This window comes from Mycobacterium sp. (assembly GCF_029961025.1).
Lineage (GTDB): Bacteria > Actinomycetota > Actinomycetes > Mycobacteriales > Mycobacteriaceae > Mycobacterium.
The window spans coordinates 1-12,863 of the sequence record NZ_JASBVP010000021.1; the positions used below are offsets into that span (position 1 = coordinate 1).

At 65.3% G+C, this 12,863-nt stretch carries 12 protein-coding genes; 7 read left to right on the top strand and 5 right to left on the bottom strand.

All coding sequences use genetic code 11. From position 1 onward, the window contains the following. Positions 1–108 precede the first annotated feature (108 nt). Complete coding sequence (locus tag QJR12_RS17430) at positions 109–900, bottom strand: helix-turn-helix transcriptional regulator (protein ID WP_300584726.1); 792 nt, start codon at positions 898–900, stop codon at positions 109–111. A 317-nt stretch (positions 901–1,217) separates the two neighbouring features. Between QJR12_RS17430 and QJR12_RS17435 the strand changes: the two genes are divergently transcribed. Both QJR12_RS17435 and QJR12_RS17440 read left to right on the top strand, forming a co-directional pair. Continuing rightward, the gene (locus tag QJR12_RS17435; protein WP_300584728.1) at positions 1,218–1,643 is read left to right on the top strand and encodes an MmpS family transport accessory protein; all 426 of its coding nucleotides are present in this window, start codon (positions 1,218–1,220) and stop codon (positions 1,641–1,643) included. Continuing rightward, complete coding sequence (locus QJR12_RS17440; RefSeq protein ID WP_300584730.1) at positions 1,640–4,540, top strand: MMPL family transporter; 2,901 nt, start codon at positions 1,640–1,642, stop codon at positions 4,538–4,540. The genes QJR12_RS17435 and QJR12_RS17440 overlap by 4 nt, the downstream gene beginning before the upstream one ends. A 27-nt stretch (positions 4,541–4,567) precedes the next feature. Here the strand turns inward: QJR12_RS17440 and QJR12_RS17445 are convergent, their stop codons facing one another. Further along, complete coding sequence (locus QJR12_RS17445; RefSeq protein ID WP_300584732.1) at positions 4,568–6,097, bottom strand: amino acid permease; 1,530 nt, start codon at positions 6,095–6,097, stop codon at positions 4,568–4,570. Between the two features lie 285 nt (positions 6,098–6,382). On the opposite strand from QJR12_RS17445, the gene dnaK reads away from it, so the two are divergent. Genes dnaK through QJR12_RS17465 form a run of 4 tightly spaced genes read left to right on the top strand, consistent with a single transcriptional unit; the run spans position 6,383 to position 10,538 of the window. Next, positions 6,383–8,242, top strand: a complete 1,860-nt coding sequence (dnaK, locus tag QJR12_RS17450; RefSeq protein ID WP_300584734.1) for a molecular chaperone DnaK — start codon at positions 6,383–6,385, stop codon at positions 8,240–8,242. Continuing rightward, entirely contained in the window at positions 8,239–8,934 is a 696-nt protein-coding gene (grpE, locus tag QJR12_RS17455) for a nucleotide exchange factor GrpE (protein ID WP_300584736.1), read from the top strand. Before dnaK ends, grpE begins: the two co-directional genes overlap by 4 nt. A gap of 54 nt (positions 8,935–8,988) precedes the next feature. After that, positions 8,989–10,167 carry a molecular chaperone DnaJ gene (gene dnaJ / locus QJR12_RS17460; RefSeq protein WP_300584738.1) on the top strand — a complete coding sequence of 393 codons (1,179 nt, stop codon included), beginning with the start codon at positions 8,989–8,991 and terminating at the stop codon, positions 10,165–10,167. Next, positions 10,167–10,538, top strand: a complete 372-nt coding sequence (locus QJR12_RS17465; RefSeq protein WP_300584740.1) for a helix-turn-helix domain-containing protein — start codon at positions 10,167–10,169, stop codon at positions 10,536–10,538. Before dnaJ ends, QJR12_RS17465 begins: the two co-directional genes overlap by 1 nt. A gap of 52 nt (positions 10,539–10,590) precedes the next feature. Here the strand turns inward: QJR12_RS17465 and QJR12_RS17470 are convergent, their stop codons facing one another. From QJR12_RS17470 to QJR12_RS17480, 3 genes are read right to left on the bottom strand one after another with little or no spacing between them, the layout of a single operon-like run. Further along, on the bottom strand, positions 10,591–10,929 hold the full coding sequence (locus QJR12_RS17470; protein WP_300584742.1) for a WS/DGAT domain-containing protein: 339 nt from the start codon (positions 10,927–10,929) through the stop codon (positions 10,591–10,593). A gap of 49 nt (positions 10,930–10,978) precedes the next feature. Further along, complete coding sequence (locus tag QJR12_RS17475; RefSeq protein ID WP_300584744.1) at positions 10,979–11,995, bottom strand: IS630 family transposase; 1,017 nt, start codon at positions 11,993–11,995, stop codon at positions 10,979–10,981. Continuing rightward, on the bottom strand, positions 11,967–12,152 hold the full coding sequence (locus tag QJR12_RS17480; protein ID WP_300584746.1) for a hypothetical protein: 186 nt from the start codon (positions 12,150–12,152) through the stop codon (positions 11,967–11,969). The genes QJR12_RS17475 and QJR12_RS17480 overlap by 29 nt, the downstream gene beginning before the upstream one ends. Before the next feature lie 99 nt (positions 12,153–12,251). Between QJR12_RS17480 and QJR12_RS17485 the strand changes: the two genes are divergently transcribed. Beyond that, the gene (locus QJR12_RS17485; RefSeq protein ID WP_300584748.1) at positions 12,252–12,584 is read left to right on the top strand and encodes a hypothetical protein; all 333 of its coding nucleotides are present in this window, start codon (positions 12,252–12,254) and stop codon (positions 12,582–12,584) included. Positions 12,585–12,863: the final 279 nt, after the last annotated feature.

Genomic DNA, 12,863 nt, shown 5'->3' on the forward strand with positions numbered 1-12,863 from the left:
ATCACGAGACATCACGGATCCGAACCCGCCGTCCCAGCTTGGTGGCGTAGAGCCACATATCCCGGACTCCTTGCCGGACTTCCGGCGTTGTCATAAAAACCTTGAATCTCAGCTCAGCGAACTCGCGGCAACGTCAATAGAGCCCCTATGTAACACCAGAAATTGTCCGGGCGCGCTTGCGGCGGAAAGTAGCTCGTAATTGAACTCGAGCTCGCCGAAATCGCGGTGCTTCAGCCGTTTGACTTGCCCGTCGGAGACCCCAACGGCATGGCTCTTCCACATCCGGGCGAAGTCACCGCTCTTGCTGGAAAGTTCGTGGATGATTTCGGCCACGTCCGGCTGGTCGGTATCGGCGCCGACGATGCGACGCATCGTGGCGACGGCGCTCCTCGCGTACGACTCCCAGTTCACCCAGGAGGTTTTCGCCCGGGGATCCAGGAACAGCAGCCGCAAAATGTTTCCCGTGATCGTGAATTGGCTGAAGAGCAGCGAGGCCTGCACGTTTTCGGCCAGCACATCACAGCGGCGGTTGACAATATAGGCGGGTCCGAGCGTCCAGCTTTGCATGAGTAACAGCAGATACTCTGCCGGGTCTTGCTGCGCGCCGGGTTTTCGCCGCCAGCGGTGCTGCGGAATCGCGAGATCATGCAGATAGGCCGCCTCGTCCAGAGACAACCCCAGCGCGACCACCAACGCGTCCAGCACCTGGACCGAGGGGTGTTTTTCACGCCCCTGCTCCAACCGGGCGTAATAGTCGGCGCTGATCCCCGCCCGCACCGCCACTTCCTCGCGACGCAGCCCAGGGGTCCGCCGACGCCGGGTGAGCTCGCCGTCGCGCTCCGGGCGCGGCGCGATCGCCTCCCGCCGCGCCCGAAGGAATTCCCCGAGTGTTGTCGTCATGAAGCCAGGATGCTAGCGGGCAATCTTCCTAGGTATCAAACTCCTAGGCTAACTGCGGTCTGCCTGCTCCTTCCGTCATCAGGCACCATGTATAGCCGTGCTATCTAACTGCGCGTCTCTCGACGCCGCGGGCCGTGCCGACGGGGATACCGCCGAGGTGTCCCCGTAGCGCAATAGCGACGCCCATCCGATCCGGGATTGGCTCGGTATGAGGGTGCGCCGGCCCACCACTCGCCGCAGGTAACACGAGACCCCAGGTGGCGCCGGGCCAGCGGAGACCGACGCCGGCGCAGGGGTAGGCGAGGAGAGGAGTCAGGATGCTGAAAGTTCTCCAGCGATTGTGGATCCCACTGGTCATCGCGGCGGTGGTGACGGTTGGTGGCTTTGCCGCCTATCGACTGCACGCAGTCTTCGGCTCGCACCGTCTTGCGGCGGCCGGGCAAGTCGAAGCGATTGTGCCGATTAACGTCAAGCGGGTGACATACGAGGTTTTCGGTCCCGCGCGAACCACAGGCTACGTCACCTATTTAGATGAGAATGCCCAGCCCCACGGGGTGAACTTCACTAGCCTGCCGTGGCAACACACCCTGACCACGACGCTGCCGGGAGTCTTCGCCGCCGTGGTCGCCCAGGGCAACAGCGAGACGATCGGTTGTCGGATCGTCGTTGACGGTCGTCTCAAAGACGAGGAGTCCACCACCATCCTGAACGCGCAGACATTCTGCCTGGACAAGGCCGCATGAGCAGCGACTCTGGCCAACCGTCGATGCTAGCGCGGACGATTCGCCGGCTGGCGGTGCCGATCATCATCGCCTGGCTCGGGTTCACCGTCGTCATCTTCGTGGCCGCGCCAAAGCTGGAAAAAGTCGAGCGTGAAAACACGGTGGGCCTGCTACCCAAAGACGCTCCCTCGCTGATCGCGATGAAGCGCCAGGGCAAGGTATTTCATGAGTTCGACTCCGATAGCGTCGCCATGGTGGTGCTGGTCGGTGACCGGCCGTTGGGCCCCCAGGCGCGTCGCTATTACGACGGCCTGGTGCGCCGGTTGGAGCAGGACACCAAACATGTCCAGCATGTGCAGAACTACTGGGGGGACCTGATCACGGCGGCGGGCAACCAGAGCGCCGACAGCAAAGCCGCCTACGTGCAGGTGAACCTCGTCGGCGATCAGGGCACGACGGCGGCGGACGAATCGGTGCACGGGGTGGAAGACATTGTGGCGCACTCGCACCCGCCGGCGGGAATCAAGGCGTATGTCACCGGGCAGGCGCCGCAGACCACCGACACCACCGAAGCCGGTGACAAAAGCATGGGCCAACGCGTCGCGATAACGATCGTCGTCGCCGCGATCATGCTGCTTATCGTCTACCGCTCGATCATCACCGTGCTGCTCGTCCTCGGTGTGGTGTTCGTCGAATTGGGCATCTCCCGCGGGGTCGTCGCGGTGATCGGGAACTTTCATGTCATGGGGTTCACGACGTTTGCGGTCAGCCTGCTCATGTCGCTGGTCATAGCCGCCGGAACCGATTACGCGATCTTTTTCATCGGCCGCTACCATGAGGCGCGCCAAGCGGGCCAGGATCGTGAAACCGCCTTCTACACCACCTATCACGGAGTGGCCCACGTTGTCTTGGGTTCGGGCCTCACCGTCGCGGGTGCGATGCTGTGCCTGCGGCTGACCCGGCTGCCGTATCTGAACACCCTGGCGATTCCCTGCGCGATCGGACTGCTCGTCGTGATCGTCGCCTCGCTCACCCTGGTTCCGGCCATCTTGGTCGCGGGCGGCCGGGTCGGCCTGCTGGATCCGAAACGACCGATCAACGTGCGCGGATGGCGGCGAATCGGAACCGCGGTCGTGCGCTGGCCCGCCCCGATCCTGGCGGGCGCCCTGGCCGTCGCCGTCGTCGGCGGACTCGCGCTGCCCGGCTATCAGACCAGCTATGACAACCGCCGTTACATTCCGGCAAGCCTGGAATCCAATGTCGGGTACGCCGCCGCCCTTCAGCATTTCACCTACGCCAGACTCAATCCCGACATCCTGCTCGTCGAGGCCGACCACGATCTTCGGAATCCGGTCGACATGCTCGACTTAGACCGGATCGCGGGAAACATCTTCCGGGTACCCGGAATCGCCAGGGTGCAAAGCATCACCAGACCACTGGGCTACAACATCGAACACGGCACCATCCCGTTTCAAGTGGCGATGGGCCCCATCCCCATCCGGGACAATTTGCGGTATCTGAAAGACCGCCTCGCCGACATTCTCAAGTTGAGCCGCGACGACCTCGGCGTCCAGATCGCGACTTTAGAGCGCATGTACACCGTGCAAGAAGAACTAGCCAATGCGATCGGCGACAGTGCCAAAGTCACCGCCGATACCGCCGCCATTGCGGATGAAATACGCGATCATATCGCCGATTTCGATGATTTTTGGCGGCCCATTCGCAGCTACTTCTACTGGGAAAAGCATTGCTTCGACATCCCCATATGCTGGTCGCTGCGCTCCATCTTCGACGCCTTGGACGGCTTCGACAAGCTCTCCGAGAATTTCCATTCCCTAGCCAAAGCCCTCCAAAACAGCACCGACGCTGCCCGCGAGCTGGTCAAGCTCGTCCCGCCGTTGATTGCCGTCGCCAAGTCCATGCAGACCACGTTTTTGACCCTCTACAGCAGTTTTAACGATCTGGTCACTCAAATGGACCGCATGACCGACACGGCAACCCTGATGGGCAAATTCTTTGACCAGGCGAAAATCGACGGCCTTTTCTACATCCCCCCGGAAGTGTTCGGCAGCCACGACTTTCAGCAAGGGCTCAAACTGCTGGTCTCTCCCGACGGCAAAGCCGCCCGCATGATCATCACCCACGACGGGAATCCCGCCAGCACCGAAGGCATCTCGCACGTTGACGCGGAGCTGAAGGCCGCCCGCGAGGCCGTCAAGGAAACCCCGCTGGCCAACGCCAAGTTCTACCTCGGCGGCACCGCGGCATCCTGGAAAGACATCCAGGAAGCCACCAAATACGACGTGATGGTCGAGGCCATGGCGGCACTCATCCTGATCTTCATCGTGATGCTGGTGATCACCCGGGCGCTATTCGCCTCGATGGTGATCGTCGGCACCGTGGTGCTCTCGCTGGCCACCGGCTTCGGGTTGTCCGTCATCGTCTGGCAGCATCTTGTCGGTCTGGAGCTGAACTGGATCGTGCTGCCGTTCTCGGTCACCATCCTGTTGGCCGTGGGCTCCGACTACAACCTGTTGCTGGTGTCGCGGTTCAAGGAGGAGATCGGGGCCGGGCTCAAGACCGGCATCATCCGCGCGATGGGCGGCACCGGGGGAGTCGTGACGGCCGCGGGCCTGGTGTTCGCCTTCACCATGGCTGCGCTGGTCGTCAACAAATTGCGGACCATCGGCCAGGGTGGCTCCACCATCGGCCTGGGCCTGCTGGTGGACACCCTGATCGTGCGCTCGCTGATGACGCCGTCCATCGCGGCGCTGCTGGGGCGTTGGTTCTGGTGGCCGTTGCGGGTGCGTTCCCGGCCCGCCCGTCGTCGCCCGCCGTCCGGTCCGGGTGTCCACGACGCGGAAACCGCACCGCTGGCCGCGCCTTCGATCGCCAGATTCGACGACGAAACCGGATAAGGCGCCCCGCCCGTCGAACCGGCCCGATCAATCATCCGGATCCGCCACGGGGCTGGCGACGATCGGGAGGTCCCCGGCGATTGGGACGTCGGCGGCGAGCGGAAGATCGCGGGCCGGGCCGACGGTTCCTCCGGCACCGGTCCGCACCCGGTTGCGCACCAGATACCAGCCGCCGATCAGGGCGGGGGTACCGATCGCCATCGTTGCGACGATCCAGGGGCCGCGCTGGGCGTCGAACACCATCAGCACCAGCACCGCAGCCAAAAACGCCAGGGTCAGGTAGCCGCTATACGGGGCCAGCGGCATCCGAAAGCGCGGCCGCCGCACCATCCCGGCTTTTGCCATCCGATAGAAACGCAGCTGGCACGCCACGATCGCCGCCCAGGCCGCCATAACACCCAAAGCGGCGATGTGCAAGACGATTTCGAACGCCTGGCCCGGCTTGATCGCGTTGAGGACGACACCGAACAGGCCGACCATGCTGGTCAGCAGGATCCCGCCGTAGGGCACGCCGCTCTTGGACATCCGGGCGGTGAACTTCGGGCCGCTGCCGTTCACCGCCATCGATCGCAGGATGCGCCCGGTGGAATACAAGCCCGCATTCAGGCTCGAGAACGCTGCGGTGAGCACCACCACGTTCATCAGACTGCCCGCGCCGCCGAAACCGATCTTGGAGAAGAACGTGACGAAGGGGCTCTCGTGTTCTTTGTAGGCGGTGCAGGGCAGCAGCAGCGCCAGCAGGGCCACCGACCCGACATAGAAGATCCCGACACGGGCCACCACCGCGTTGATCGCGCGCGGCATGACTTTTTCCGGCTCGGCCGTCTCCCCCGCGGCGGTGCCGACCAGTTCGACGGCGGCGTAGGAGAACACCACCCCGGAGGTCACCAGCACCAGGGGTAGCACGCCGGCCGGCAAGAACCCGCCGTGGTCGGCCCACAGTCCCACCCCGGTGTTTCGGCCGTCGACCCGGAAGCGCCCGGCCAGAAAGACGGTTCCCACGATCAGGAACGTCGTCAGCGCCAGGACCTTGATCAGCGCCGCCCAAAACTCGAACTCGCCGAAGGCCTTCACCGAGATCAGGTTGACTCCGACCACTGCCACCAGCGCGATTAGCGCGAGCGTCCACTGCGGGATAGCCTCGAAGGCCTTCCAATAGTGGAAGTACTTCGCGATCGCGGTGCTGTCGACGATTCCGGTCATCGCCCAGTTGAGGAAGTACATCCAGCCGGCGACGAAGGCCGCTTTCTCTCCGAAGAATTCCCGCGCGTAGGACACGAACGAGCCGGATGACGGGCGATGCAGCACCAGTTCGCCCAGGGCGCGCAGGATGAGGAACACAAAACCGCCACAGATCGCGTACACGAGGAACAACCCCGGCCCTGCCGAAGCTAGCCGTCCGCCCGCACCGAGGAACAGCCCGGTCCCGATGGCGCCGCCGATCGCGATCATCTGCAGCTGCCGGCGGTGCAGATCGTGGTGATACCCCACGTCCTCACGGGTGAGCAGCGCGGTCTCAGCGGCACCGGGGGCCGGCGTGCCGGGTGGCAATGGCATCGGGTTCCTCTCGGGGTTCCACTCGCGTGGCGTGGCGCTGCGCTGGGGACACTCTGAGGATAGGCTGCGCGGCTACCGCAGCGGCCCCGCTCGCCGCCGGCCGTCGGCGTTCAGCCGGGAACAAACCACCGACCCGCACCGTTAACCATCAAGAACTTGAGTGAACCCAACTCAACCTTGAGTTGACAGACCGTGGCGGGAAGAGCAGGCTTTGAGCGCGGTTCACTCAGCATAGGTTCACTCAGCATAGGTTAAGACCGAAGCTCGACTCAGGGAGGATCCACTATGGCTCGTGCGGTCGGAATCGACCTCGGGACCACCAACTCCGTTATCTGTGTCCTCGAGGGCGGCGAACCCACGGTCATCGCCAACTCCGAGGGCTCGCGCACCACCCCGTCGATCGTTGCGTTCGCCCGCAACGGCGAGGTGCTGGTCGGCCAGCCCGCCAAGAACCAGGCGGTGACCAACGTTGAACGCACCGTGCGCTCGGTCAAGCGCCACATGGGCACCGACTGGAAGATCGAGATCGACGGCAAGAAGTACACCCCGCAGGAGATCAGCGCCCGGATTTTGATGAAGCTGAAGCGCGACGCCGAGGCTTATCTGGGCGAAGACATCAGCGACGCGGTGATCACGGTTCCCGCCTACTTCAACGACGCCCAGCGTCAAGCCACCAAGGAGGCCGGCCAGATCGCGGGCCTTAACGTGCTGCGCATCATCAACGAGCCGACCGCCGCCGCGCTGGCCTACGGCCTCGACAAAGGCGAGAAGGAGCAGACCATCCTGGTGTTCGACCTGGGCGGTGGCACCTTCGACGTTTCGCTGCTGGAGATCGGCGAGGGCGTGGTCGAGGTGCGTGCCACCTCGGGGGACAACCACCTGGGTGGCGATGACTGGGATCAGCGCATCGTCAAGTGGCTGACCGACAAGTTCAAGGCGCAGACCGGCATTGACCTGACCAAGGACAAGATGGCCATGCAGCGGCTGCAGGAAGCGGCCGAGAAGGCCAAAATCGAGCTGAGCTCCTCGCCGAGCACCTCGATCAACCTGCCCTACATCACCGTCGACGCCGAAAAGAACCCGCTGTTTCTCGACGAGCAGCTGACGCGCGCGGAGTTCCAGCGGATCACCCAGGATTTGCTGGACCGCTGCCGCAAGCCGTTCCAGCAGGTGATCGCCGACACCGGGATTTCGGTGGCCAAGATCGACCATGTGGTGCTGGTCGGCGGCTCGACCCGGATGCCCGCGGTGACCGATCTGGTCAAGGAACTCACCGGCGGCAAGGAGCCCAACAAGGGCGTCAACCCCGACGAGGTCGTCGCGGTGGGCGCCGCGCTCCAGGCCGGGGTGCTCAAGGGCGAGGTGAAAGATGTTCTGCTGCTGGACGTTACGCCGCTGAGCCTGGGTATCGAGACCAAGGGTGGGGTGATGACCAAGCTGATCGAGCGCAACACCACGATCCCGACCAAGCGCAGCGAGACCTTCACCACCGCTGACGACAACCAGCCGTCGGTGATGATCCAGGTGTATCAAGGTGAGCGCGAGATCGCCGCGCACAACAAGCTGCTCGGGTCCTTCGAGTTGACCGGTATCCCGCCGGCCCCGCGCGGTGTGCCGCAGATCGAGGTCACTTTCGACATCGACGCGAACGGCATCGTGCACGTCACCGCGAAGGACAAGGGCACCGGCAAGGAAAACACGATCCGCATCCAGGAAGGCTCAGCACTGTCCAAGGAAGAGATCGACCGGATGATCCGGGACGCCGAGGCGCACGCCGAAGAGGACCGCCGGCGCCGCGAGGAAGCCGAGGTCCGCAATCAGGCCGAGACGCTGGTCTACCAGACGGAGAAGTTCGTCAAGGAGCAGCGCGAGGCTGCGGGCGGCTCGAAGGTTCCCGCGGACGTGCTCAACAAGGTCGATTCCGCGATCGCCGATGCGAAAAAGGCGTTGGAGGGCACCGACATCAACGTGATCAAGTCCGCGATGGAGAAGCTGGGCCGCGAGTCGCAGGCGCTGGGTCAGGCAATCTACGAGGCCACCCAGGCCGCTCAGGCCGCCGGTGGCGCCGCGGGCGGCAACGGGTCCGGCGGTGCTGAGGACGTCGTGGACGCGGAGGTGGTTGACGACGATAGGGAGGCCAAGTGACAGAAGGCGACCCACAGGAACAGGTAACTATCACCGATAAACGGCGTATCGACCCGGAGACCGGCGAGGTTCGGCACGTCGCGTCCGCTGCCGGTAGGCCGGCACCGGCGGCCGCCGGCACCGCGGAGGCCGCGGACAAAATCGCCGAGCTCACCGCCGACCTGCAGCGGGTGCAAGCCGACTTCGCCAACTACCGCAAGCGGGCGCTGCGTGACCAGCAGGCGGCGGCGGACCGGGCCAAGGCCACCGTCATCAGCCAACTGCTGGGTGTGCTCGATGACCTCGAGCGCGCGCGCAGCCACGGGGATTTGGAGTCCGGTCCACTGAAGTCGGTGGCCGACAAGCTGACCAACGCGTTGACCGGGCTGGGTTTGACGGCGTTCGGCGCTGAGGGCGAGGACTTCGACCCGGTGCTGCACGAAGCCATCCAGCACGAGGGCGACGGGGCCGATGGGACCAAGCCGGTGATCGGCAAGGTGCTGCGGCAGGGCTACAAACTCGGGGATCAGATCCTGCGGCACGCCCTGGTGGCGGTGGTCGACACCATCCCGGAGGACGAGAATGCCGCCGTGGCGGCCGATGCCGGCGCCGCCGGCGCACCCACGGACCTGCCGGCCGAGACGCAGCCGGGGGACCTGCCGGCCGATGACGGCGTCGCCTACCCGGCGCCGGATGCGGAACCGGAAGACTGACCGCCACCGCGGGCAGTCCACTGCAGAAAGGACGGCGAAAGGGGGTGACGCGCCATGGCTCAACGCGAATGGGTCGAGAAGGACTTCTATAAGGAGCTGGGCGTCGCCCCCGACGCCAGTTCCGAGGAGATCAAACGTGCCTACCGCAAGCTGGCGCGCGAGCTGCATCCGGACGCTAACCGCAACAACCCGAACGCCGCTGAGCGGTTCAAGGCGGTGTCGGAGGCCTACAGCGTGCTCTCCGACCCGGCCAAACGCGCGGAGTACGACGAAACCCGCCGGCTGTTTTCCGGGGCCGGCTTCGGCCGCCGCTTCACCGGGGCCGGCAACTTCGGCGGCTTTGGCATGGGCGGTGACGGCGTCGAGTTCAACCTCAGCGATCTGTTCGATGTCGCGAGCCAGACCGGTGGAAGCACCATCGGCGACCTGTTCGGGGGATTGTTCGGTCGGGGCGGCGCGCCGCGCCCCAGCCGGCCGCGACGCGGCAACGATCTGGAGACCGAGACCGAACTGAGCTTCGTGGAGGCCGCCAAGGGTGTCACGGTGCCGTTGCGGCTGACCAGCCCGGCGCCCTGCACCACCTGTCACGGCAGCGGTGCGCGGCCGGGAACCAGCCCGAAAGTCTGCCCCAGCTGCAACGGTTCGGGTGTGATCACCCGCAACCAGGGCGCATTCGGCTTCTCCGAGCCCTGCACCACCTGCCGGGGCAGCGGGTCGATCATCGAGCACCCGTGTGTCCAATGCAAGGGAACCGGGGTGACGACGCGCACCCGCACCATTACGGTGCGGATTCCGCCGGGCGTCGAGGACGGACAGCGCATCCGGTTACCCGGGCAGGGTGAGGGCGGCCTGCGGGGCGCCCCGTCGGGCGACCTGTATGTGACCGTGCACGTGCGCCCGGACCCGGTCTTCGGCCGCGACGGCGACGATCTGACCGTGACGGTTCCCGTCAGTTTTGCCGAACTGGCTTTGGGCACCACGCTGTCGGTGCCCACGCTCGACGGCCGGGTGGGCGTTCGGGTGCCCAAGGGTACCGCCGACGGCCGGGTGCTGCGGGTGCGTGGACGCGGTATTCCTAAGCGCGGCGGCGGGAACGGCGACCTGCTGGTCACCGTGAAGGTGGCGGTTCCGCCAAACCTCAACGGTGCCGCCAGGGAAGCGCTGGAGGCCTATGCGGCCGCCGAGCGGGCGAGCGGGTTTGACCCCAGGGCCGGATGGGCGGGGAGTCGCTGATGGCCGAGAAAGACGATTCCCGCACCTTCCTGATCTCGGTGGCCGCCGAACTGGCCGGCATGCACGCGCAGACACTGCGCACCTACGACCGACTGGGGTTGGTCCGGCCACGCCGCAGTTCCGGTGGGGGGCGGCGCTATTCGCAGCGCGACATCGAGCTGCTCCGCGAGGTGCAGCGGCTCTCCCAGGACGAAGGCGTCAACCTCGCCGGCATCAAACGAATCATCGAGCTGACCAACCAGGTCGAGCTACTGCAAGCCCAGATCAAAGAGATGGCTGCGGAGCTGGAAGCGTTGCGGGCGAACCGGCGACGTGATCTGGCGGTACTGCCCAAGAGCACCGCGGTGGTGGTCTGGCGCCCGCGGCGCTAAGGCTAAGCGACGTCGTCTCGAAACAGAAGCGACGGTTCCGAGTCCAGGGAAATCACAACCCTCGCTGCTCCGCGAACTCGCCCCGGGCGGCGTCGATCAGGCGCTGACGGTGCGGACCGGGCACATTCGCGATGATCCGGTTGTGGACCGGGCTTTGCGCAAGCGGGATGTGGGCGTACAGGCGCAGTACGGCGCCGGACAGCGTCCGGGTCACGAGGTGGGTCCAGTCCCGCAGCAGCGTCGCTACAATAGCTGAAGTATGTTCTTTGGCAATGGAATTGGCATGGGCGATCGCTTTCAGCCGATCGGCCCGGTCGCCGATGCTGGTGCGCAGACGGCAGAACATGGCCGAGAGCTGATTGCGGCCCGGCCGGTCGGACTTCTCGTGCACCGACAGCTCGCGCTTAGTGGTCGCGCCCGTAAGTTCGTCGGGGTGGCATTCAGGCCGCTCGGGGTTGGATCGGATTGTGCTCGGATCGGTGGTTGTCGAGCCTGGTCAGCAGTTCGTCGAGGTCGGTGGTGGTGAACTTCCAGGTAAACGGCCGCGCTGCCTGGTTGTAGCGGGTCTCGAAGGCGTTGAGGCGGTCGATGACGACGTCGAGGTCGGTGAAGTCGTTGGGCGAGAGCGCTTTGCGTTGAACGATGGAGAAGTAGATCTCGATCTGATTGAGCCAGGACGCGTGCACCGGGGTGTGCACCATGATCGCGTTGGGGAACTGCGTGGCGAGCCGGTCGACAGCGGCTTGGCCGCGGTGCGACGAGCCGTTGTCGACGATCCAGAACACCCGCTCGGCCGAGGCGTAGGGCTCCTGGGTCATGACCTGGGTGACAAGGCGGCCGAATGGTTCGATGCCGGTGGTGTCTTGGCAGCGGCCGAAGACTGTGCCGCGGTGCACGTCGTAGGCGGCCAGATAGGCCAGCGCGCCGCCGCGATCGTAGTCGTGGTTGACCCGCGTCGCCCGCGCCACACCGGGTGACAGTGTGGGATGGCAGCGGCAACGGGCCTGGATGGACGTCTTCTCGTCGGCGGAGATCACATAATCGTTGGAACCCAGCGGCTTTCCCTCCCACTTTCGGTCGTAGAGGTCGAGTACTCGCTGCGCTTTGACGGCGAAGTCGGGATCGGTGATGAAGATCCACGACCGGTACTGCCAGGGCTTGAGCGCGTCCTCGGACAGCCATCGGCGGACCGTGGACGCTGAGATCGACTCGCAGATCCCGTTGGCGACGGCATGGCCTGCCAGTTCCGGACACGACCAGCGTGAGAGCGGCACCCCGGCATCAGCTGGTGGGATACACGCGGCCGCCTTGATCTGCGCGACCTGCACCGCGGTGAACACCGGCGGGCGCCCGCATCGTTTCGCGTCGCCCAGCGAGGCCACCCCCGGTGCCGCGAACCACCGGCGCCGCCATTTGCGCACGGTGTCCTCACACACCCGCAGCGACACAGCAATCATCGCGTTGGGGATTCCCCTCGGCCGCGGCGAGGACGATCTTGGCCCGCGTGACCAGGCGTTGCTCGGTGCGTCCGGCCCGCACCAGGCGGCGCAGTTCGCGGCGCTGCGACCCGGTCAACTTGATCCGGTCGGCGGGCGGCAGGGCAGGTGACTCCACGAGGCGACGATGACAAATCAATAACACTGGTCACTTCAGCCTCACCCATCACACCTGGTTTGTTGCCCAGCGACACGCGGTCGGGCACGATCACTGACCATGGCCGCACCCCCCGCATCGACGAAAACCTCCCTGCAACAACGCCTGTCCGCCCATGCACAGCAACGATGGCCCCAGCTCGACAATGTCGAGGTGCGCTTCCGCGGTGCCTTCGCCTACGTCGCCGCCCGCCTATCCGACGGTGATCGCATACCACTGATGCGGCTGCGTTACGGCGGATCCGCCGCCCGCTGGGGCTTCGCGATCTATCTGGCCAGCAAGAACGGCTACCAAGACTCGGTACTGCCCACCGGCCACACAGCAGGCTCACCCGAAGACGCTCTCGACACCGCCTGTGGCCTCTACCTGGGTGACCCGACCGCGTGGTTATGAACCCCCGACGAATTTACGAGCGGGACCACTTAGCCGCCGCCACTGACGAAGTGCCAACGAGCTATAACTGCGACAGTTCATCGCTCCGGCGTCGGATCACCCTGGGAATGAGCCGTCGGTCAGCGCAGGCGGCGTGCTGCCGCCACCAGCCCGCGGGCGATCGGGTTGGTCGGCTGCAGTTCGCCCGCCGGGGTCACGCGTACGTGTGGCAGCGCGGGGGGCCGCCCTAGGACGGCGCTGAATAACCCGTCCAGCGCTGGGCGTGTCTGACGACTGAGC

What these genes read in the sequence shown, in the direction of transcription:
- QJR12_RS17430 (WP_300584726.1), bottom strand. Translation starts at nt 900, where the DNA reads ATGACGACAACACTCGGGGAATTCCTTCGGGCGCGGCGGGAGGCGATC.
- QJR12_RS17435 (WP_300584728.1), top strand. Translation starts at nt 1,218, where the DNA reads ATGCTGAAAGTTCTCCAGCGATTGTGGATCCCACTGGTCATCGCGGCG.
- QJR12_RS17440 (WP_300584730.1), top strand. Translation starts at nt 1,640, where the DNA reads ATGAGCAGCGACTCTGGCCAACCGTCGATGCTAGCGCGGACGATTCGC.
- QJR12_RS17445 (WP_300584732.1), bottom strand. Translation starts at nt 6,097, where the DNA reads ATGCCATTGCCACCCGGCACGCCGGCCCCCGGTGCCGCTGAGACCGCG.
- dnaK (WP_300584734.1), top strand. Translation starts at nt 6,383, where the DNA reads ATGGCTCGTGCGGTCGGAATCGACCTCGGGACCACCAACTCCGTTATC.
- dnaJ (WP_300584738.1), top strand. Translation starts at nt 8,989, where the DNA reads ATGGCTCAACGCGAATGGGTCGAGAAGGACTTCTATAAGGAGCTGGGC.
- QJR12_RS17465 (WP_300584740.1), top strand. Translation starts at nt 10,167, where the DNA reads ATGGCCGAGAAAGACGATTCCCGCACCTTCCTGATCTCGGTGGCCGCC.
- QJR12_RS17475 (WP_300584744.1), bottom strand. Translation starts at nt 11,995, where the DNA reads ATGATTGCTGTGTCGCTGCGGGTGTGTGAGGACACCGTGCGCAAATGG.
- QJR12_RS17485 (WP_300584748.1), top strand. Translation starts at nt 12,252, where the DNA reads ATGGCCGCACCCCCCGCATCGACGAAAACCTCCCTGCAACAACGCCTG.